Below are 21,924 nucleotides of genomic sequence, written 5' to 3' on the forward strand. Positions count from 1 at the left end.
TTTGCTCTTTACTGCTGCACCCGCACTGCTTTCTGTGCCTTCATGCCCCTGGCCATTTGCCGGGCCATGACCCCAGGGGCAAGCCTTCCCATGAGGTGCAGCACGTTGCTGAGGCCCGGACGGATTTCCTGTTTGCCCTGCTCCATGCCTTTCAGTGCCTGTCGCACCAGCACCTGCACCTCCATGCCTTTCTGGCCTTGCAATTCTTCTGCAAATTCAGCCCGGAAAAGCGGGGTTTCCACGCCAGGAGGGGCCAGTTCCACCACTGCAACCGTGCTGTTTTCCAGTTGCAGGCGCAAAGCCCGGGTGTAGGCGTGCAGGGCGGCTTTGGCTGCAGAATACACCGGAGAGATGGAGAGCGGCACAAAAGCCAACCCCGAGGAGACATTGACGATCAGGGACCGGGGTTGTTTTTGCAGGTGGGGCAGGAACTGTTGCACCATGCGCAGGGGGCCACTCAGGTTGATTTCGATTTCACGGGTGAGGTCGGTCAGGTCATGCGAGAGTTGCAAATCCAGGTTGCGCATGATCCCGGCGTTGTTGATCAGGGTGTCCAGCTGCGGGAAATTGTGCAGCACCTGATGGTGCAACTGCTGGATCTGTTTTGCATCGGAAACATCACTCTGGAAGGTGTGCACAGCTGGAAGGGCCTGACGCACCGCCTGCAGTTTCTGGGGATCGCGGCCTGTCACCAGCACGGTGTTGTTTTTGCAAAGCTGGCGGGCCAGTTCCAGGCCAATGCCACTGGTCCCTCCGGTGATCAGGATGGTGCGCTTTTGCAGCTGGATGGGCATTTTGCGGTTCTGGGACATGAAAGCTCCTTTGCTGACTGGAGTCTAGCAAAATCACTCTCCAATGGAAAGCAGGCACCCAGAAGTTCTGTAGTTACCTGAAAGATAGCATCGATGGAAACGCTGTAAATCCGCATCGCCTTCAGATCAGGGGCGTTCTTTGAGCTGCGTGCGCAAACCGGAACCCAGCAGCATCCAGCCTACCCCACCCAGCACACTGTTCATCAGCCCATAAATCCGGTACCCCTGGACCCGATCCGAGAGTTCAATGGGAACCAGTGCAACCAGAAAAGCCAGCAGCAGCAAGATGCCCAGTCCCAGCAAGGTCTGCCGGATCAACCTGGGCAGGAGAGGGGTATGCTGTCCCACTGCCAGCAACATCAGGCCCACCGCTTCCAGGGGCAAAAGCAGAGGAGGTCCCAGCATCAGGGTGATCAGGTCCACCAGGGTGGGAACCAGCAAGGCCACCAGGGTGAACACATACCCCGTTTTTCCCATCCGGCCTGCACTTCCATACCACCATTTGAAACAACCTGCCCAACCCAGCACCAGCAACAGGCTGGGAAGACTGGTCATGCTGCCCCAGAACAGGGGGTCCAGACCCAGAAAACGACCTTCCTCATTGTCAGAGGTCGGGCCATGCAGGCTGATGAACAGCGCCCACAAAGGAATCATGAGTCCTCCCCCCAGCATGAAAGCCGGGGGGGTCCACGGTGCAATCTGGTTCATGTTTTTACACCTCGCAGGGGTTAAGGCAAGTGTAGTCCTGAAGTCCTGCTGCTTGCAATCCTGGAAGCCAACCTGGAAAGCCCATGGGGTTCTGGAGCCATGCAGGCTGCTGAAAGGTCAGCAGGTCTGAGCACAGGGGGTTTGCAAAATGGACTGCTGATCCGCCAGAAATGGTTAGCGCTCACATTTTTGCAGCAAGATTGTTCGCTGCTTGCACAAACTCCCATTCGGATTTATTCGATAAAAAGCCAGATTTGACCGGTTGAACAATCCATGCTAAGCTGTTAACGATCACAAAATTCATTGGGTTCTCTGGACGGCTGTCGTCTTTCAGAAGCTGTCTGTTGTGGCCTCCACTGCAGATGGCTCCACCCCACGGTCCTCAGGACTGTCCATGCCCTGTGCTCAGAAAGGATTGCCATGAGACAGCACACCCCATTGCTGGCCCTCACTGCTGCCCTGGTGTCTTGCAGCAGCTTGCCCTCCCAGAGTCTAGACGTTACTCCCCAGACCCTGCTCACCCTGACCGGCGACCTGGGTTCCCACGATCCTGCCCTGATCAAAGTGGGCAGCACTTACTGCTCTTTCTCAACAGGGGTTGAACGCACCACCAGCAACCCCGGAGGCATCCTGGTGCACAAATCCAGCGCTGGCATCACCGGAAGCTGGAGCACCCTCGGGGAAATTCCGGTGCCCCAGTGGACCAAAAACCAGTTTCAGGTCAAGAACATCTGGGCTCCAGAAGTGGTCTACAATGGCAGCGACCAGAAATACTACCTGTACTACTCTGCCAGCCAGTTTGGCACCAACAACTCTGCCATCGGGGTGGCTTCCAGCAGCAACCCCTGTGCCACCAACTCCTGGACCGACCTGGGGGCCATTGTACAGTCCAGCAGCACCACCACTGCTTTCAACGCCATCGATGCCAACGTGCACTGGGACAGCAGTGCTGGCTGGTACCTCAGCTGGGGATCCTTCTTCTCTGGTATCAAAATCCAGAAGATGGCAACCATGACCTCCCTGACCGGCAGTGTGTACACCCTTGCCAGCCGTCCAGGGGTGACCAACAACCCCGTGGAGGCCAGCTCCATCTTTAAGCGTGGCAGTTACTATTACCTGCTGGTGTCCTGGGACAGGTGCTGCGATGGACTGAACAGCACCTACAAAACCGCTCTGGGACGCTCCACATCCATCACTGGACCTTACCTGGACAGAAACGGGGTGCATCTGGATCAGGGGGGCGGCACCCTGCTGCTGGCAGACCAGGGCAACCAGATCGGGCAGGGTGGGGGAGACGTGTACCAGGAAGGCACCACCGATTACTTCATCCACCATTTTTACGATGCCAGCGCTGGAGGAGCCCCAAGAATGGCCCTGCGCAAACTGGACTGGACGGCAGACGGCTGGCCCCGCGAAAATGCCCTGACCGTGAACGTGCAGGTGGGCAGCACCTACAAACTCCTCAACGAGGTGAACCGCCTGTGTCTGGATGTGGAAAACGGCGGCACCACCCCCGACACCAACGTGCGGCAATGGACCTGCAACGGGTTTGCTCCCCAGGAATGGAAAGTGGAAAGTGTGACTTCTGGTTTGTACCGCCTGCGCAGCATGGTGGGTGCAAAGGATTTGTGCCTGGACATCGAAAACGGCTCCAGCACCCCCGGAGCAGATGCCCGGCTGTGGAGTTGCAACACCCTCTTCTCCCAGAACTGGCGGCTGGATAACCTGGGGGCAGGGTTCTTCCGTCTGGTGGGCCAGCAAACCAACCTCGCCCTGGACAATGCAGGGGCCGGGACCGCTCCCGGGACGGACGTGAGAACCTGGTCGGTCAACAACCATCCCGCGCAAGGCTGGCGTTTCGTGTTTGTGCGTTGAGACTGTCAAGCTGATGCCGCTTCCCTCTGGGCCAACAATGCCCGGGGGGAATTTTGCTTTATTTGCGAGGGTTTCTGGATCAAATCCACATGGCTATAAAAAATGACTATAAAAGATAAAAAATTCACAAAATTATTCCAACCTTGCAAAACAATCCTTTCCCAGCGCAAATCACCTTCCGGCAAATCAGACCACAAAGGACCTCTGAGCTTTCAGGTCAGCACCCGAAAACGCCGTGCCTGCCGGTATTCTGCAACCTGCAAACTCATGTGGGTGACTTCCCCGGCCAGCTTTTCGGTGTCCCAGAGGGGCAGTCCAAAGCGCTTCAGGGCGTCCCTTTCCACCTGACGGTGCAGGTTGTCTACAGCATGATAGACCTGAAAAAGGTGTTGCAGACGGGCCGCCACCACCTGCTGGTCTTGTGGATCCACCATGCGGGCCTGCTTGACGTGTCGGTTGAAGGCAGGGTCGGCGGGCAGCAAATTCCACCATTCGTTGATGGGCAAAATGGAGATGGGAATCAGGTGGTCCACATCAAAATCATGCGGCCTGAGGGGTTTTCTGGACCAGGGGCATTCGGTGAGCAGGCCTTCTAACATCAGGATGCGCAACTGGTTGCGTTCGTAAGACAGGCTGGTGCGTTCACTGGGGGCAAGGGTCAGCAACTCGAAGGCTTCGCCGCGGCTGCAGGGCTCCTGTCGCACATCCCCCACAAAACGTGCCCATTCCTGCAGGGTGAGGGATTCGATCAGCAGGGAGTTCTCCTGAAGCTCCTGCCAGATTTCAGCAGGAACCGGCACGCACACGTCCAGCGGGTGGCTTTCTGGCAGCGGGGTGATGTGCTGCAACTCCCTGAGCCTGCCTGGTTTCAGAAAGAGCGAGTGTGATTCCCCGACCCCTGCAAATTCCACGGGTTTTTTCACGGCCACCATGATGTCTTTCAGCACCTGCTGGTACAGGGAGGGGAGACCGGGCAGCAGGGTCTGGGATTTGATTTGCACCATCTGGTGCACGAGGTGTCCGCCTGCTGCGTCCGATCCCAGCAGCCCTGCACTTTCCACTGTTGCCCTCAGTTCACTGAGGGAATGCCGAAAAGAAATGTCTTGCCGTGGCACCCCATCCCGGACAGGCACAGGTCCCTGCAGCACGGGTTTGCCAGGGGCACAGAACGCCCAGTAGTAAGACAGCCAGTGTTCGGCAATGCGGCGCAAAGGAACTGCCACGTGGGGTTCTGGCACCTTCAGAGCGCAGTACCCCAGGGCCAGGTCGTTGAGGGCCCGCACCAGGGCAAACTTGTAGGTGTTGGTTTTGTGCTCGTTGCGCAGCAGGTACGCCAGGGTGCGTCGGGCATTCATGGGTCAGGTTCATTGTACCCAGTTGCGCCTGACAGAAGTTTCAGGAGGGCTGTCTGGTGTTCCTGGCAATGGTTTCGCTAACAATCCATCGATAGATCATCACAGGTTTGCACCATCGCAGAACAATACTCCCTATCTGCCATTGACGAAATTGCCTCTGTCATCAAGCCATCCCTTCGCAGATGCCGTGTCCCTGCTGGATCAGGTGGGTTTGTGGGTCAGTTGCAGAACTCCCAGAGTAAAAATGAGAGAATCATGTGTGTTTAAAATGGCTGTCAAGGGGCCTGCAAAAACACCTGAGGGCAAGTGGACACGGAGAAGCCACAAGGGCTTAAAACCGATCACAGCTCGCAGGGCTTTGCGGCCCCTGAAAAATCTACGATAAGGCCGCTTATCGTAGACAAAACTTGCCTGCCTTTCCCGCAACAGAAAAGCCCCTGAAGTTCAGGGGCCGGAATGTGAATCTGCCAGAGGTCAGGTTCACTGGGTGAGCTTCAGGGCTTCGAGCAGTTCCTCCACCAGTTCGGCAGCATCTCCCCGTTCGCTGGCGGTGGCAACGTGGGCTTCCAGGTGGCCTTTGAGCACCACACCAGCCACCCCCTGAAGCGCCCCTTGCACCGCTTTGATTTGCCTGAGCACGTCCATGCAGTACACGTTGGGGTCTTCCAGCATGCGCTGGATGCTTTCCACGTGGCCTCTGGCAATGGCCAGGCGGCGGTTGGCCCGCTTTCTGATGTCTTCGGGCATGCACAGGTTGGTGTCGGTGTGGCAGCTGGGGTCGTGGTTCTGCCTCTCCACCCTGGGGCTCATGCTCTGACCGAGGCCCCGTAACCTTCTTCGGTGACTGCGGCAATCAGGCTTTGCAGGTCGGGGGTGCCTTCCACAGTGGCGGTGCCCTGGGCGAGGTTGACTTCGGCTTTTTCCACGCCGGTCACGTTTTGCAGGGCTTTTTTCACGGCTTTTTCGCAGTGGCCGCAGCTCATTCCGCTGATGTTCAGTTCGACGGTCATCTTTTTCTCCTTCTTCCCCCCTGGGGGGATACAGGACAAGTATAACCCCCTGGCCAGGAACTTGCAAGAGGAACATCACCTCAGAAACCGCCAAAAGCAGGATAAAATGGGATAAATGTCACTTTCAGAGCGGTGTTTTTCCTGCATTTCTACAGACTCCCCTGTTGCCCCTTGACCGATCCCCCCAGAGGGGATATAGTGGCCTCATACCCCCCAGGGGGGATACAGGAGGCAACATGGGCACAACCATCGAACTTGGCGTGCAGGGCATGACCTGCGCTGCCTGCGTGAACCGGGTGGAACGCGGCCTCAAAAAAGTCGAGGGGGTGCAGGAAGCCACCGTCAACCTCGCCAGCGAACGGGCCACCATCACCTTCGACGAAAACCAGATTCAACCGCAGACCCTCATCGACCGGATCCGGGAAGTGGGGTATGAAGCGGTGGTCGGTGACCTCGAACTCCCCATCTCCGGCATGACCTGTGCCAACTGCGTGAGCCGGGTGGAACGGGCCCTCAGAAAACAACCCGGAGTGCTCTCGGCCAGTGTGAACCTCGCCAGCGAGCGGGCCACCATCCAGTACCTGCCCACCGCGCTTTCTGCGGCCGAACTGAAACAGGTGGTGCGGGATGCCGGTTACGGGGTCATCGAAACCCAGCAGCATGTGCAGCAGGAAGATGCAGAGAAAGCTGCCCGTGAACTGGAAGTCAAAAAACTGCGTTCCAGTTTGACGCTGTCTGCAGTGTTCTCCGTTCCGCTTTTTCTGCTGGCCATGGTTCCCATGCTGTACCCGCCGTTTGAAATGTGGCTGATGGACACCCTGGGGCACCGGGGCAGCGTTTCAGGCATGAATGTGCTGATGCTGTTGCTGGCCACCCCGGTGCAGTTTGGCCCTGGAATGCGTTTTTACCGGGGGGGCCTCAAAGCCCTGCAGCACCGCAGTCCCGACATGAACACCCTGGTGATGATCGGCACCAGTGCGGCTTACCTGTACAGCGTGATTGCCACCTTCTGGAAAGGCATTTTTCCCTCAGGCACCGCCCATGTGTATTACGAGGCTTCGGGTGTGGTGATCACCCTGGTCTTGCTCGGGAAGTATTTTGAGGCCATTGCCAAAGGCAAATCCAGCGAGGCCATGAAGAAACTGCTGTCCTTGCAGGCCAGAAGCGCACGGGTCATCCGTGGCGGGCAGGAACTGGAAGTCCCTGTGGAGGAGGTGCGCCTCTCAGAAACCATTGTGGTCCGCCCCGGAGAGAAAATCCCTGTGGATGGCGAGGTGCAAGAAGGCAGCAGCTTCGTGGACGAGAGCATGCTCACCGGTGAACCCATCCCCGCAGAGAAAACCGCAGGCAGCAAAGTCACCGGGGGAACCCTCAACCAGCATGGGGTTCTGATGTTCAAAGCCACCCGCATTGGCAGGGACACCGCCCTCGCCCAGATCATCAAACTCGTTGAACGGGCGCAGGGCAGCAAACCCCCCATCCAGGGTCTGGTTGACAAAGTGGTGGCTGTTTTTGTGCCCATCGTGCTGGCAATTGCCCTGCTCACCTTTCTGGGGTGGCTGATTTTCGGTGGAGAAAACGCCCTTTCCCAGGCCCTGGTGCACACCGTTGCCGTGCTGATCATCGCCTGCCCGTGCGCCATGGGCCTCGCCACCCCCACCTCGGTGATGGTGGGCACCGGCAAGGCAGCAGAACTCGGGGTGCTGTTCAAGAACGGCGAAGCCCTGGAAATGCTGCACAAAGCAGGGCTGGTGGCGCTGGACAAAACCGGAACCCTGACGATGGGGAAACCCACCCTCACCGATTTTGTGGTGCAGGCCGGGTTTGAGGAGAGAGATGTGCTTTCCCTGGTCGCCAGTGCCGAGAAAAACAGCGAACACCCCGTGGCAGCAGCCATTGTGAGAGGCGCAGAACAGCGGGGGGTGGCCCTGCTCAAATCCTCCTCCTTCACGGCAGTGCCCGGATTTGGTCTGGAAGCTTCTGTGTCTGGTCGCACAGTGCAGGTGGGCGCAGACCGCCACATGGTGAACCTCGGACTGGAGGTTTCCGCTTTTGCAGGGCAGGCTCGCGCCCTGGGATCTGAAGGCAAAACCCCGCTGTATGCTGCCATTGATGGCAAACTGGCCGCGATCATCGCGGTGTCGGACCCCATCAAATCCAGCACACCTGAAGCCATCAAGGCGCTCCACAGCATGGGCCTGAAGGTGGCCATGGTCACCGGAGACAACAAAAACACCGCCCAGGCCATTGGCCGTCAGCTGGGCATCGATCAGGTGCTCTCAGAGGTGCTGCCTTCTGGCAAAGCAGATGCCGTGCAAAGCCTGCAGCAGCAGGGCAAAGTCATCTTCGTGGGAGATGGCATCAATGACGCTCCAGCCCTCGCCCAGGCCGATGTGGGTCTGGCCATTGGCACCGGAACCGATGTGGCCATCGAGACGGCAGATGTGATCCTGATGGCGGGCGATTTGCGGGGGGTGCCCAATGCCCTGGCCTTAAGCAAGTCCACCCTGCAGAACATCAAATTCAACCTGTTCTGGGCTTTTGCCTACAACATCATCCTGATTCCGGTGGCCGCCGGGGTGTTGCAAAGCACCCTGGGCTGGTCCCTCTCTCCGGTGCTGGCCGCAGCCGCCATGGGCCTGTCCAGCGTGTTCGTGCTCACCAATGCCCTCAGGCTCAAAACCTTCCAGCCCCCTGTGAAGGTCCGGGAGATCCGGCAAAACCCCTCCAGCAGCACACCCGTGCAGACCTGAATCACCAGAATTCAAAAAAAGCCCCAGGTCGTCCTGGGGCTTTTGGATTGCAACACCCTGCTTTTCAATCGCAAATCAATTGAAATTGGTGACTGTGCTGGGGGTGGTGTTGGTGGGGGTGGGTGCGCCTGTGCTGTTGATCACCCGGTCGATGGTGCCAGTGTTCCCGATGGAGACGGTGAGCAGGTTGTGCATCTTCACGCCGCTGACATTGGGGACTTCAAAAGAGCGGTCCACGTGCATGGATGGGAACACATTGAAGAAGGCATAACTGCCCAGACCCCAGGCTTCGTGGGTGGTCACGCCATCTGCCACCTTGTAAGCAGCGTACCCCAGGCCATCGGTTCTCCAGGCGCTCTGGCTGGGTGGATCGTAAGGGAGTTCGTTCTGGAAGAAGATGGTTTTGCCGTTCTGGCCGGCCCAGTAGACTTCGTACTTCTGGTAGTGCTCCACAAAGAGTCCGGTGGCAATCACGTTGTCTCCAGAAACCACCAGTCCGGTGTCTGCAGTGTTCACCGTCCAGCCCACCGTGCCCGGGTTGCCGTGGTCTGCGCGCCAGGCCCAGATGTGGTCGATGATGGTGTCATCGGTGTTCACATAGAAGCTGTCTTTGGCTTTCCCTGCGGTGGCCCCGGCAATGCGGGTGTACACGTCCTGGATGGAGATGGGGTTCCCGGCGTGGCGGGTGTGGGTGCCCCAGCTTCCGGTGCTGACCAGGGCGTTGCTGTTCACGGTGCCCGCATCGATCATGATGCCGGTCAGTTTCACGCCGTCCACATCGGCCACATTGATGGCATTCACCCCGCCGTCTGGGATCAGTGTGGCGTAACCGATGCCCATCACGATGGTGTTGGGGCGGGTGACGTTCAGGGCCTGTGAAAGGTGGTACACGCCAGGGGTGAAGAGCAGGTGGCGGCCTTCACTGAGCGCCTGGTTGAGGGTGGCGGTCGTCACGCCGGGTTTGGCCACATAGAATTCTTTCAGGGGGATGGAGTAACCGGGGGTGTTGGGCCAGCTTGCTCCGCTGCTGTTCAGGCGCAAAGCGGGCACAAACACCCGGTATTTCCCGGAGCCATCCACGTACAGGTAAGGCTTCTCACGGGTGACGGGGGTGGTGGCCAGGGTGGTGTGCATGGGGCTGGGGAAACTGTTGGGGGGTGCGCCAGTCACCCCGGAGAACACCATGTTCCAGTTGGAGCCAATCCAGCTGCCGATGTTGCTGTCGCGGGTGTACCACTGCTGCTGCCCCCCCGAGTTGATCTGGCCGTCCACCTTGCTGTCTGCGATGTAACCGCCACTGACGTAACCGGGTGGCATGGAGGGAAACAGGTCCAGGCCGTTCTTGAAGTGCACACGCCGGACAGGAGCGGCCTGGGACACGGCCCAGCGTTGCGCAATGCCGTTGGGGGTGGTGGTGGTGAAGTTCTCGATGGACCGCCAGAAGTTCTGGGTGCCGTTGCCCGAACCATCGAAGGTGTCCACGGTGACGTAACTGTTGATGTTGACGTCTGCAGGGTTGAGGCCCAGACCGTAAATGGAGGTGTAGTACCCCAGGTTGATGTAGTTGCTGTAGGTTCCGGGCTTGAAGAACACCGCGTCCCGGCGCTCCCCGAACTGGTTGGACTTCTGGGCGTTGAAGATCTCATCCAGTTTGCTCTGAATGGTGGAAGCTGCGTCGGTGGGACCAAAGATTTTGACATTCGCTCCGAAATCCGGGGTGTCGGAGGTGGCCAGTGTGGGGGTGCTGCGGGTGAAACTGAACCAGTTGAGGTTGCCAATGTCCACGCCACTGCTGCTGGTGAACACCACGTACAGGTTGTGCACGCCGCTCACACTGCTGGCACGGGCGCTGTAGGTGCCCCAGGTTTGCCAGCCTCCGGTGGGGTTGAACACCACCTCGCCGATTTTGAGGCCTCCGGTGCTGTCCAGGCGGAATTCCATTTTGCCCGTCACCCCTGCTGCTGCACCAGAAGCCAGCCGCACATCAATCATGGGGGTGTTGGCGGTGCCGAAATCAATGCTGTTGTAGACCAGCACGTCACCGTTTCCGATGTACCCCACGTTCTGGCCGCCTCCGGTGTCGGTGGTGGTTTCCAGGGCGGTGCCGGTCTGGCTGGAGTAACTTTCCGCCTGCAGGGTGGTGTATGCGGTGCCTTGTCTCAGGATGCTGGTGCTGGTGGGCTGGCTGTTGCAGGCTGCGAGGGACAGCAGGGCAGTCACCAGCAGCAGGGTGCTGGCAGGTCTGTGGGATTTCACAGTTTCACTCCTTTAATTGGGTGTGGGAATGGCAGGGGCTACTGCCCTTTCTGGTCTGCCAGGCAAGATCAAAAACATGCGGGCAAGGCCCATGCATGACAGGGAAGGTTTCTGCACCACACCCGGATCAGGCATGGGTGAAGTGGGCTGCAGCAGGAAATGCACGACCGAGGTAAGTCTGCCGTCCACTTGCGCAGAAAAGAAGTTGTCAGAAAGAGCAGGAACACCTTCACTCTAGCTGTAATCGTGTACAATGTCAAGCAAGTGAAATTTATCTGTTCTACAAATGATTTTTGTCAAATCTATGGTTGCAAGTCTTTCCCTCAGGTTCTTTCAGACTCCAACCCAGACATCCCCGAAAGAACACCAGCGGCACCAGGGCTGGCTTTGCAAAGCACCACAATTCACATCTGACAGAATTTTCATGCCAGAAATGCAGTTTTTTCAGGATTCCACAGGAGAATTTCAGGTGTTGTGAATTCGAAAACAAAGTGAATACGTGTACAGTCAATTTTGAGGCATGGAAACCTCAAAATTCCCCATTTCTGAAAGGATGGGGAACCGCAAAAGGGCAGGTACGGTGGTTCAGAGGCTCAGGACTTCAGGCTCAACACTCCGCACCCACACGGTGATGCCCCAGGGATCCGAAGCCTGAAAACCATCTGCGCCCCCAACGTCCCGCACGCCAAAACCAGCCTCCTGCAAACTGCTCTTCATGGGCTCCAGATCCCGGTCTGTGGGAAGCAGCAATTCCCAGGTCAACAAACGGGCATCTTCCTCAGAAGACACCGGAGACCCCTTGGCCCAGGTGTTGAGGCCAATGTGGTGGTGGTAACCGTCCCTGGACAGAAACAATGCCGTGGGATGCCGCCACCCCACCTGATCCAGCCCCAGGCCCTGGTGGTAGAAACGCGCAGCGTCCTGCAGGTCCTCCACATAAAAATGCAGGTGACCCATGGTGCTGCCCGCCGGGAGCCCCTGGTAAGGCACATCCCTGGCAGCCTCCTGCAGTTTTTGCACATCCAGCGGGTCTCCTCCACCCAGGATTTCCCCTTCCACACTCACCACCCAGTCCTGCTGGGGACGGTCGCGGTACACCTCGATGCTGATGCCATCCGGATCTTTCAGGTAGGTGGCCTCGCTGTAATGGTGGTCGGACATGCCCACATGCACCCCCAGCCCCTGTGCGTGCCGGATGAAACGCCCCAGATCGGCCTGGGTGGGCAGCAAAACGGCAAAGTGGTACAGGCCCAGCCTGCCCCGGTGCACTGCAGGCCGCACCCCTTTTTTCTCCCGCAGCTCAAGCAGCACCTCCGGTTCCCCTGGAACCCCCATCCTCGCCACACCTTCCTGCAGGGACTTCACCTCAAAACCAATCACCTGCTGGTAAAAAGCCACCGAAGCCTGCAGGTCCGCCACCTGCAAGGTCACGGTGCCCAGCCTGAGCCGGGCAGGAGCGCGGTGTCCCTGGGGGTGCAAACCCACCTGATCGGGACCCAGAGCAAGGTAAGGCAGGGTTTCTGGAATGTTGCTGGACATGAAAATTCCTCCTGAAATTCCACCTGCAAAGCAGGCCTGGGCAGGGCGGTCCAATCTGGATGGTCTGGCTCGCATTCTACACGCTTCAGGGAGGGACATTTGTGCATTGCAACCACCCCTTCCAAAAAAGCAAAAATCCCGTGCAGACCATTGTTTCTGCTGAATTTACAGGAAGATTTGTTAACAAATGCTTACAAAGCACCGGGGAGTCATGAAAGGCACCAGCCGATAAGCTGAAATCACAGCTGAAGGAGCCCCCATGAATGCCAAGGATTCACAAACCGCAGAAGCCACCCGCCTGGAACACCTGTACCGTTACGGCATCCTGGACACCCCGGCCGAGGAGGCTTTTGACAGCATTGTTGAAGACCTCGGGGTGATCCTCAACATCCCCCTGGTGCTGCTGGGGTTCACCGATCAGGACCGGCAATGGTTCAAGGCCAGCCTGCATTTTGAAGCCCCCGAAATTCCACGTTCCGAGGCGTTCTGCACATCCACCTTCCATGAGGCAAAGCCCCTGCTCATCGAAGACCTCAGCCAGCACAGCCTGTTCCAGAAACACGCCATGGTGAGGCAAGGTCCCCGCCTGCGTGCTTACGCAGGGGTTCCCCTGCTGGACCCCTCAGGACAGCGCCTCGGCACCCTGTGTGTGCTTGATGACCAGCCCAGAACCTTCAGCGCCTGGGACGTGCAGGTGATGCAGCGCTTCTCACAGCGCACCACCCTCGCCCTCGAACAGCGCCTGCAAACCCACACCCAGCAATCCTGGCACCACCGGCTGTTGATGCTGGAAGCCGCCCAGGAAGGCATGGTGATCGTTGGAGCCCAGGGGCTGATTCTGGGCTCCAACCAGGCCGCCACAGAACTCAGCGGCCTCCCCTGGCAACCCGGCACCCCCTTTCGGTTCTCCGATCTGCGCGTGGAAGAACAGGTGGAAGGCATCGCGGTGTACGCGCAGCAAGGCGGCCCCGGATACTTCACCCTGCAACAGAAAACCCTGGTGGAAGGTGCAGAAGGCGTGCAAATGCTGCTCCTCAAACCTTACGGCATCCGGCTCTACCGGCCCCAGACGGACTTCCCCAGAAAAAACCGCCTGTAAAAAACACCACCTGAACCCCACCTGAAGGCATGCTATAGTGAGGCACTGCAGCCCTGACGCTGACATTTGCCCCAACACCAGAGGCCCCATGAGCAAACCCACCCTGACCCTGGAAGACATCGCACAACTCACCGGCGTGTCGGCCATGACGGTGTCCCGGGTGCTGAGCGGCAAAAGCGGGGTCTCCGAAGCCACCCGCCGCAAAGTGCTGGAAACCGTGCAGAACGTCGGATACGTGCCCAACCTCAACGCCCGCGCCCTGGCAGGCAGCCGCACCCGGGTGCTGGGCATGCTGGTCCCCGACTTCTCCACCCAGTACATCTCCGAACTCGCCAGAGGCGCAGGAGAAGCCGCCATCCAGGCCGGATACGAACTGGTGTGCTACACCAACTCCCACCACCCCCAGGCCAACTTCACCCACGTCACCCTGATCACCCGCGGACTGGTGGACGGCCTGATCGTGGTGCTCCCCGACCTCTCCGACCAGCAACTGGACGCCCTCTCCAGAATCAACCTCAAACTGGTGATCGTGGACCACCGCCACGAAGTGCCAGACGTGCCCTCCATCGACGCCGACAACTACCGCGGAGCCCGCCTGATGATGGACCACCTGCTGTCCCTCGGGCACACCCGCATCGGCTTCATCTCTGGACGACCAGACACCCGTGCCTCCCTGGAACGCCTGCGGGGCTACCGTGAAAGCCTGCAGTTGCATGGCCTCCCCATCGATGAAACCCTGATCCGACCCGGCAACTTCCTGCAACCGGAAGGGTTCACCCAGACCCAGCACCTGCTCTCCCTTCTGCAGCCCCCCACCGCCATTTTTGCCGCCAACGACCTGATGGCCTTCGGGGCCATGGACGCCATCCGCGGAAGGGGCCTGCGCATCCCCGAAGACCTCAGCGTGGCCGGCTTCGACGACATCCCCATGTCCGCCCACCTGCACCCCGGACTCACCACCGTGCACCAGCCCCTCTCAGAAATGGGCAGCGCAGCCACCAGAATGCTGGTCAATCTGCTCTCGGGCACGGACATCCCTGGACCCAGGCTGGAACTCCGCACCGAACTCAGAGTGCGCCAATCCACCGGGAAAGCACCCCGGGGCCAGCAAACAACCCCCTGAGCACCTGCAGATTCGCCCGAAAAGCAGGCCCCTGGTGTTCCGCCAGGGATTTTGATGGGTGCTGATGCCTGGGCTGAAGCGTGCGAAAAAGCCTGAGGCGTGCAGAATTGGGGAGAGGGTGGAAAAGGTGGGGATGGGTTTGCTTTTGTGGGGTTGAGGGGATTTTGATTTGCTTGTGAAAAAAGGATCTTATGGTTGATGAAAATGGAAATGTGTCCATCGATGACTTCAACCTCCAGCATGCCTCAAGTGTAATGAAAAGCTGCAGCCCTGGGGTGAAGTTTTGCAGTTCAGACCTTCATCCTCTGACCACAACCGGATGACCACCACAAGAACAGGATGTTCCGGGCAGTTTGGCTTCCAAAGCAGAAAGATGCAGCTGGATGTCACAGCAGATCAAAAATTGTGAAATTGTTATCTTCTTTGTGTTCTGTGAGGTGTTTCTGTCCCGGTGTTTTGGTCCCTCAGCCTTCCCGATGTGGAGCGAGCGCCAGGCGCAAAATGCAATTGGCTTTGTCTCCGCTTTCCTGGTACCTGTACTTCTCCAGCAGCAGTTGCATGTCCTGCTGCAAGGCTTTGGCCTGAGCATGGGTGAGGCTGAGCAGACGCCAGTCGTCTTTACCAGTGCTGAACGCTGGTTCATGCTGTTGCACGAAAACCTGAAAAGCTGTCCTTTTCTGCAGAAAAGGACAGCTTTCTCCTGAGATGCTGGTTTGAGATGCTGGTTTACTGGGGGCGGTTGTAGGCCAGAAACAACCGGTTGAACAGGGCCTGTGAGTCCTGCCCGGTGACGTTGGAGAGCATCACCACACTGATCTGCTCCTGGGGAAAATAGGCAATGTAAGAGCTGCCTCCTGGCAGGGAACCAGCGTGGTTCAGGTATTCTTTGCCCATGATCCTGGAAACCACCAGCCCGTAACCATAAGACCCTCCTGGTGCATACACATGGGGGGTGAACATGGTCTGGAGGGATGCTTTGCTCAGGACTTTGCCCTCTGCAAGGCCAGGAAGCCACTGAACCAGTTCTCTGGCGGTGGCAGAGAACCCTCCTGCGGCATGAACCACCTCGAAATTGAACAGATCTGCTTTCTGGAAAGTGTCCCCTGCCTGGGTGTAGCCTTCTGCGCGGTTGGGAACCTGCGCATCATCCGGGAAGAAGTTGGATTTCTGGAAGCCCAGAGGAGCAAGCACCTTCTGTTGCAGGTAATCCTGGTAACGCATGCCAGAGGCCACCTCGATCACCCTTCCCAGCAGGATGTACCCGGAGTTGCTGTAATGGTAGGGTCCTCCGGGGGCGAAATCCACGGGTTCACTGGCGAATTTCTGGGTGAGTTGTTCCAGCGTGGGTCGTTCGTGGATCAGGGTGGTCAGGTCTGCCCGTTCGGTGTAATTGAAGATGCCGGAGGTGTGGGTCAGCAGCTGGTGCAGGGTGATGTTGTCTCCGTTGGGGTAATCCGGGAGGTACTTGCTGACGGGGTCGGTGACCTTCAGTTTGCCTTCTTCTTGCAATTTGAGCACCGCCACAGCCGTGAAGCTCTTGGTGACAGAGGCCACCCGGTGCACGGTGTCTGCGGTGTTGGGGATGGCATGCTCCAGGTCTGCCATGCCCACCGACTTTTCAAACACCGTTTTGCCTTTTTCGTTGATGATGATGGTGCCCATGAAACCCAGCGTGTCATGGAAGCGGTCCACCAGCGGGGAGAGGCGGTCTTGCAGGTCACTGGACTGGGCAGGGGCGCTGCCCAGCAACAGGGGCAGGGACAGCACCAGGGTTTTCTTCAGGGTGTTTTGCAGGGTTGTCTTCAGGGTGTTTTGCAGGGTTGTCTTCAGGGTGTTTTGCAGGATTGTCTTCATGTTGGGCTCCATTCGCAAGGTCATGGGCATGACGTGAGGCCTGAAGGGTTCGATGGAAGAACCTCTCAGCACAGTGGACCGGCTGCACAACAGACAGCTGTGCAGTCAGCATTTTGATTCAGGGTTGGGCTGACATCTGGATTGACCTGGATCGGGCAGGCCCTTTGTGCTGGACGCCGCCTTCCCGGTTCTGTTCACAGCGGGATTCCAGCTGCTCCCGCACATGTCAGGAGCTTCAGGCTGGCAGAATCACCTTCATTTGGGAGCGCTTCCATTTGTGCAAAATCATCGAACTCATCCTTTCAAATGGCCTGCGGCGGTGCGAATTGATGGCCTGACCCCGGAATGCTCTGTGGGGTCGTTGTGGGTCCTTCACCTGGGTGACCCCAATGTAACAAAAAAAGCGGGCACCGACAACATCGTGATGGATCGTGTCTGCCAGCAGCATGTAGACATGGTTTGAACGGGCAGAAGCCCTGCATAGCGCAAAACGCCGGGGAAGCGCCTGGATTGCGCCTCCCCGGATGTCCGTGTGGGTGGATGGGTTTGTGCTGGGGTTCAGGGAATGTAGGTGCCCGAGTTCCAGACCGCCACACCGTTGTGGTAGATCACCATGTTGGCATCGGTCTGCAGGGAGAAGAATGCTCCGGGTCTGCCGCCAGTGCTGGTGTGCCAGAGGGCCTGCCCCGAGTTCGCGTACAGCACCAGGTTGCCGTCCGATTGCATCACCAGGTTGCGCACCGACTGGCCTGCAGTGTTGGTGCTCCAGATGGGCACATTGCCCGCAGCGTACAGCACCAGGTTGCCATCCCACTGCAAGGACAGGGTGGCCTTGCCATTGCACACGCTGAGGTTCTGTCCGGGACTCAGCACCCAGCCTGCTCCCCGGTCCTGGTTGACGCAGGTTGGGCTGCTGGTGGCTTTCGAGCGCTGAAACACGTAGGGACCGGGAGCCACATTTTCATATTCCTGAATGGTCCAGCCTGCCCCTTTGCGCACCAGGGTGAGGTTGGTCTGCACGGCTTTGCCCCAGCCGCCGTTTTCTTCCAGGGCCACAAAGCGGGTGCGCTGGGCATTCAGCCAGCTTTTGAACAGCACCACATGTCCAGCGTTGCCGATGCCCTGGTTGTTGATGGCGTCTCCAGGTTGCAACTGGTCGCGCAGGATGGTGACGGCGTAATTCTTGAGGGTGCTGGTGACGGCAGAGGTGCCGATGTCCCAGGCCATGCTCACCAGTCCCGAGCAGTCCTGCCGGTACCCCTGGTAATACGCCCCCTGGTTGTAGGGAATGGCGAGGTTCACCCAGTTCTGGGCACGGCTCACGATGGTGTTGCGGTCGCTGATGGCCTGCGCCTGCACTTCGGTGGAAGGGGTGGCTGCCGTGTCCTGGAAGGCCTCAGGGCCTTGCTGAATGGTGGGGGTGGTGCTGCAACTGACTGCGCCCAGCAGCAGCAGACCAGACAGCAGGGATTGGATGGATTGGATGGATGTCATGCGTTTCAGGGTTTTCATGGGCTTTGCTTCTCCTTGCCCATCAGTGTGCTGCAACTCAGCTTTCGGTGCAGGGTTGCCCTGAAAGTTGAGGGATCTGTGCTTTGTTGTGGGCTTTGCAGGTGGGATGCAGCACTGGAGACTCCAGCAAAAAACCCTGTCTGGTTCGACAGGGAGGGAAAGCACTTCGCTTGATCAGCCCTTCACCAGCGGGTGTAGAACAGACCGCCGTACCTTGCTGTGGAATCCAGGGTGTTGGTGTAAGGGCCCATGAAAGACTGGATGCCAGAGGCGTTGTCTCCGCGCCAGTAATTCATGAAGATGTAGGTGGGGTCACTGGGGAAATGCGCGGGATCCACATTGAGCGCGCTGCCATAGGTGTTGTTCTGGTAGACGTGCACGGTGTAACCGTTTTCAGCGTAATTGAAGGATTCGGCGGGTGGGGTGCCTTTGTTCATGGTGAAGATCACTGCATCTCCATATTTCCACTGCACCGACCCCACATCCCAGTTGAACAGCGCGGTGGTGTAGTCGTTGGGGTTGGTGAACCCGGTGCCCACGTCAATGAAGCCCTCGTACATGTATTTGTCAGAGGTCGAGGTGGCCTGATAAATCACCGCCACGTGATACCGGGCTTTGCTGGTGGTGGTGGCTCCGGGCCAGTTGGGGATGTACTCGATGTCGATTTCCTGCCAGGCTCCGCCTCCGGTGTCCCAGCGCTTGAAGGTGAAGATGCTGGCCAGCGTCCCGGAAACATTGTCCAGGTTGAAAGTGCCCCCGATGGTGGATCCGGGCGCTGCCAGTCTTTCTCTGGTGTGCAGCTCTGCACAGCGGGTTCCCGAGGTGTTGAGCATCAGGTTGAGCTTGCCACTGGCCTGGGCACCATTGTCTGGAGCAGCATTGGCAGTGCTGAAGGTGCATCCGAAGGGACTGCCATTAAAGTTGTCCACGGCCTGCCAGAGGTTGCTGTTGTATCCCCAGAAGGAAAAATTGTCGTAGAAACTGCTTCCCGTCCAGGTTTGACCGTCCAGTGGGGTGCCACTGTCCTCCTGTTTGTGGATGTTGTGGGGGTTTGGGGTGTTGCTGCAAGCCACGAGGAACACGAGTGAAGACAGGATCAGGGACTTTTTCATGGAAACTCCTTGGTTTTGGGCATGAAAGGGCTTTTCCTGCGCATCAACAACAGCAGGAAAGAATTTCGGACATGTGCAGGATCAAACAGACCAGGGTGGGAAAGCGTCGGGAAGAGATGGGTTTTGGCTGTGCAATTACGTTACATCATGAAAACCTTTTCTACAAGAGGAGGCTCTGGAATCCAGGGATTTTTGCAATAAGCTTTGTCTTTTTGAAAAATTCCTGTCTGGATTGACTGATCTGGATCACGCATAGAGGCGAAGAGGATTGAGGCATCACATCTTTAAGAAAGGCTTTTCATGGTTCCACTTGCCTTACCAGGGACGTCTGAGACAGGCCATCCCTGTGTTGATGGCTTTCCTGGCTGCTGAAAATCCCCTGGAAAACCGCTGGGAACCTTCCTGACCTCCTGCTGCGTTGATCCGTGAAATGGAAGGATTCGGTTGAATCCTTGCCTTAACATTTCAAAAAACACCCTTCAGAGATCAAACCCTCTTGTTCTTCTGTCAAAGGCTCTAAATGGACAGGTGAAAGGCAGTGGCACGGTTGCGGCCCTGCTGTTTGGAATGGTAGAGGGCCTGATCGGCCTGCTGGACCAGATCCTGGACCCGCATGCCTGTTTCCGGAAGCACACTCACCACCCCCAGGCTGAGGGTGACCTGCTCGGCCACTTCAGAGGCCGCATGGGGCAAGTGCAAAGCCTGCAACCGCAAACGGATGTCTTCTGCCACCCTCAGGCACCCGGCCAGATCGGTTTCTGGCAGGAGCAGCAGGAATTCCTCGCCTCCGTAACGGGCAGCCATGTCACGGGGCCTTCTGGCTGCACCCTGCAAAATGCGGGCCACCCGCCTGAGGCATTCGTCACCCTGGGGATGGCCGTACAGGTCGTTGTACTTCTTGAAGAAATCCACATCGCACAGAATCACCCCCAGGGGGCGTTCGCGCCTGCGGTGGTCCAGAAATTCCTCGTGGAGTTTGCGCTCCAGGGCCATGCGGTTGTACAGCCCGGTGAGGCCGTCCAGCAAAGCCAGCCGTTCCAGTTCCCTGTTGGCTTCCTGCAGTTGCTGCTCGGTGGCCTGACGCACCAGGATTTCTGCTTGCAGTTCATGGGTGCGCAGTTGTACCTGCCATTCCAGCTGGCTGGCGTGGGCCTGCAGCTGTTCGCGCTGCCAGAACTGGTGGTAGCTCTCGGTGAGCACACTGCGGAAGGTTTCATGGTGCACCTGCCACCCTCTGGGGGCCTGAAACACCATGCAGCCATACCATTCTCCTGCCGTGGACAGCGGATACACCCACCACTGTCCGCTGCGCAGCCCGTGCACCACCTGCATTGGCAACAGGTGCTGGCCCGAAAAAGCCATTGGAGCAGCATCCGGGTGGTCCAGGTCCAGCATCAGCATTGCTGTGCCGGGGGGATCGTCCTGAAAAACCGTGAGGTAAAAATGCTGCACTTCCAGTTGCCGCACATACCACAGGAAAGCCTGCATCAGGTCAGGCAAATCAATGCGGCTGTGAAACACCAGGCTGTTCTGGGTGGCAAAGCGGTGGTGGGCGGTTTCGCTGGCATGCTGGTGCATCATGGCAATTCTCTGGGCCTGAAACAGCTGGCTGTGCATTTCTGAGAGCAGCGCACGGTGCTGCTGCAGCTGGGCAACGTCCCAGCCATCCAGGGGCTGGGTGCTCCAGTGGCACAGCACATCGTCCAGCACCTCCAGCGAAAGTCCCTGCGACATGCGCTGGAACATCAGGGCATTCCAGCGGACCAGCACCTGCTGCAAATCTCCCTGTTTTTCAAGGGTGTCCAGAAACAGCTGGTGCAACCCTGCAGCCTCTGGGAGCAACTGCAGGACATGGGGATTGCTGGAGGTGTTCAACAGGCCTGTGGATTGCCGCAACAGCAGCTGTGAAGGCACCTTGCGCATTTCAGGGGCAGGGGCACCTCCCAGCAGTTCAGCCATCAGGTGGGCGGCGGCCTCTCCCTGGGCTTCCAGACCCTGGCTGACCGTGGTGAGGGGAGGGAGGTGCAGTCGGCCCTCCTGAATGTCATCGAAGCCGGTGACCAGCACATCTTCTGGCACCCGCAGGTGCAGGGTTTTCAGGGCGGCCATCACGCCCAGCGCCATTTCATCGTTCAGACACACCACTGCGTCAATGTCCCGGTTCTGGGGGTGCTGAAAGAACTGCAGGGCGAGTTCTCTGGCTCTGGGTCCGTAAAAACCTCCGGTCAGCACATGGTCTTCATCAAAAGCAATCCCGGCTTGCTGCAAAGCCTGACGAAACTCCCCTTCCCTTTCCTGGGAGTCTGCATTGTGCTCGATGCCCCGCACCAGCAGAAAACGCTGGCACCCCCGGACCTGCAGCAGGTGCTGCATCAAAGCCCGCATGCCCGACAGGTTGTCTGGCATCACGGCAGGCCAACCGGGAAGTTTGCGGCCAATGGTGACCGCAGGAAGCCCGGCATAAGGCTGCAGAAAATCCAGAAATTCCTGGTCTGAGAGGGCATTTCCCAGCGAAGCCGTGAACACCACCAGACCACGCAGCATCTGCTGGTGGGCCAGCTGGTACACCCGGTTGGCCTGCTGGTGGCCCCGGTGGGGAGAGCGCAATTCGCGTCCCACAAACACCACACTGGAGAGGCCATGTTGCTCCAGTGTGCGCTGCAGTCCCGTGATGATGGGCTGCTGGTAAGCATCACAGGCGTCCAGCAAGATTCCGATGGGAAGGGGGGCACTGGGCATGGGGATCTCCTTTGCAAACCTTTGTCTTCAGGGTAATCCAGAGGGTCTGTCAGATTTCTCACGGCCAGCAAGGGAATTTCTGTGATGTCCCTGCAAAGCTTTTCAGTGTTTTTGACGTTTTCGCACCCGCCTCAGGGGCAGCACAGAAGAGAACCAGACATTCCGGCAACCCCCACA

16 protein-coding genes are annotated in these 21,924 nt (G+C 58.3%); 4 read left to right on the forward strand and 12 right to left on the reverse strand.

Annotation, left to right across the window (positions count from 1 at the left end; translation table 11 throughout):
- Positions 1-8: 8 nt before the first annotated feature.
- The gene (locus tag IEY52_RS11060; RefSeq protein ID WP_229684737.1) at positions 9-812 is read right to left on the reverse strand and encodes an SDR family oxidoreductase; all 804 of its coding nucleotides are present in this window, start codon (positions 810-812) and stop codon (positions 9-11) included.
- Positions 813-938: 126 nt separating this feature from the next.
- Positions 939-1,520 carry a hypothetical protein gene (locus tag IEY52_RS11065; protein WP_189002754.1) on the reverse strand — a complete coding sequence of 194 codons (582 nt, stop codon included), beginning with the start codon at positions 1,518-1,520 and terminating at the stop codon, positions 939-941.
- 420 nt (positions 1,521-1,940) lie between these two features.
- On the opposite strand from IEY52_RS11065, the gene IEY52_RS11070 reads away from it, so the two are divergent.
- Complete coding sequence (locus tag IEY52_RS11070; RefSeq protein ID WP_189002755.1) at positions 1,941-3,395, forward strand: family 43 glycosylhydrolase; 1,455 nt, start codon at positions 1,941-1,943, stop codon at positions 3,393-3,395.
- Between the two features lie 212 nt (positions 3,396-3,607).
- On the opposite strand, the gene IEY52_RS11075 is transcribed toward IEY52_RS11070, so the two are convergent.
- From IEY52_RS11075 to IEY52_RS11085, 3 genes are all read right to left on the reverse strand, one after another.
- Positions 3,608-4,750 carry a DUF8808 domain-containing protein gene (locus IEY52_RS11075; protein WP_189002756.1) on the reverse strand — a complete coding sequence of 381 codons (1,143 nt, stop codon included), beginning with the start codon at positions 4,748-4,750 and terminating at the stop codon, positions 3,608-3,610.
- Between the two features lie 480 nt (positions 4,751-5,230).
- A complete protein-coding gene (locus tag IEY52_RS11080) occupies positions 5,231-5,497 on the reverse strand; it encodes a metal-sensitive transcriptional regulator (protein WP_189002901.1) in 267 nt (88 codons plus the stop codon).
- 59 nt (positions 5,498-5,556) lie between these two features.
- Entirely contained in the window at positions 5,557-5,760 is a 204-nt protein-coding gene (locus IEY52_RS11085) for a CopZ family metallochaperone (RefSeq protein WP_189002757.1), read from the reverse strand.
- Between the two features lie 236 nt (positions 5,761-5,996).
- Between IEY52_RS11085 and IEY52_RS11090 the strand changes: the two genes are divergently transcribed.
- Positions 5,997-8,513, forward strand: a complete 2,517-nt coding sequence (locus IEY52_RS11090; RefSeq protein WP_189002758.1) for a heavy metal translocating P-type ATPase — start codon at positions 5,997-5,999, stop codon at positions 8,511-8,513.
- A 75-nt stretch (positions 8,514-8,588) separates the two neighbouring features.
- On the opposite strand, the gene IEY52_RS11095 is transcribed toward IEY52_RS11090, so the two are convergent.
- Together IEY52_RS11095 and IEY52_RS11100 are read right to left on the reverse strand one after the other, a co-directional pair.
- Positions 8,589-10,769, reverse strand: coding sequence for a pectate lyase-like domain-containing protein (locus IEY52_RS11095; RefSeq protein ID WP_229684739.1), 2,181 nt, complete (start codon positions 10,767-10,769; stop codon positions 8,589-8,591).
- A 585-nt stretch (positions 10,770-11,354) separates the two neighbouring features.
- Positions 11,355-12,308, reverse strand: coding sequence for a VOC family protein (locus IEY52_RS11100; RefSeq protein WP_189002759.1), 954 nt, complete (start codon positions 12,306-12,308; stop codon positions 11,355-11,357).
- Between the two features lie 259 nt (positions 12,309-12,567).
- Between IEY52_RS11100 and IEY52_RS11105 the strand changes: the two genes are divergently transcribed.
- Both IEY52_RS11105 and IEY52_RS11110 read left to right on the forward strand, forming a co-directional pair.
- Complete coding sequence (locus tag IEY52_RS11105) at positions 12,568-13,407, forward strand: GAF domain-containing protein (RefSeq protein WP_189002760.1); 840 nt, start codon at positions 12,568-12,570, stop codon at positions 13,405-13,407.
- A gap of 88 nt (positions 13,408-13,495) precedes the next feature.
- Entirely contained in the window at positions 13,496-14,530 is a 1,035-nt protein-coding gene (locus IEY52_RS11110; protein WP_189002761.1) for a LacI family DNA-binding transcriptional regulator, read from the forward strand.
- A gap of 464 nt (positions 14,531-14,994) precedes the next feature.
- Here the strand turns inward: IEY52_RS11110 and IEY52_RS11115 are convergent, their stop codons facing one another.
- The 5 genes from IEY52_RS11115 to IEY52_RS11135 form a co-directional block, all read right to left on the reverse strand.
- On the reverse strand, positions 14,995-15,183 hold the full coding sequence (locus tag IEY52_RS11115; RefSeq protein WP_189002762.1) for a hypothetical protein: 189 nt from the start codon (positions 15,181-15,183) through the stop codon (positions 14,995-14,997).
- Positions 15,184-15,256: 73 nt separating this feature from the next.
- Complete coding sequence (locus IEY52_RS11120; protein ID WP_189002763.1) at positions 15,257-16,384, reverse strand: serine hydrolase domain-containing protein; 1,128 nt, start codon at positions 16,382-16,384, stop codon at positions 15,257-15,259.
- A gap of 558 nt (positions 16,385-16,942) precedes the next feature.
- Positions 16,943-17,896 (reverse strand): hypothetical protein, encoded by a 954-nt coding sequence (locus IEY52_RS11125; protein ID WP_189002764.1) that lies wholly within the window; start codon positions 17,894-17,896, stop codon positions 16,943-16,945.
- 182 nt (positions 17,897-18,078) lie between these two features.
- Positions 18,079-19,008, reverse strand: coding sequence for a LamG domain-containing protein (locus IEY52_RS11130; protein ID WP_189002765.1), 930 nt, complete (start codon positions 19,006-19,008; stop codon positions 18,079-18,081).
- A 516-nt stretch (positions 19,009-19,524) separates the two neighbouring features.
- Positions 19,525-21,747 (reverse strand): diguanylate cyclase domain-containing protein, encoded by a 2,223-nt coding sequence (locus IEY52_RS11135; protein ID WP_189002766.1) that lies wholly within the window; start codon positions 21,745-21,747, stop codon positions 19,525-19,527.
- Between the last annotated feature and the right edge of the window lie 177 nt (positions 21,748-21,924).

Source organism: Deinococcus roseus, assembly GCF_014646895.1.
GTDB classification, from domain to species: Bacteria; Deinococcota; Deinococci; order Deinococcales; family Deinococcaceae; genus Deinococcus_C; species Deinococcus_C roseus.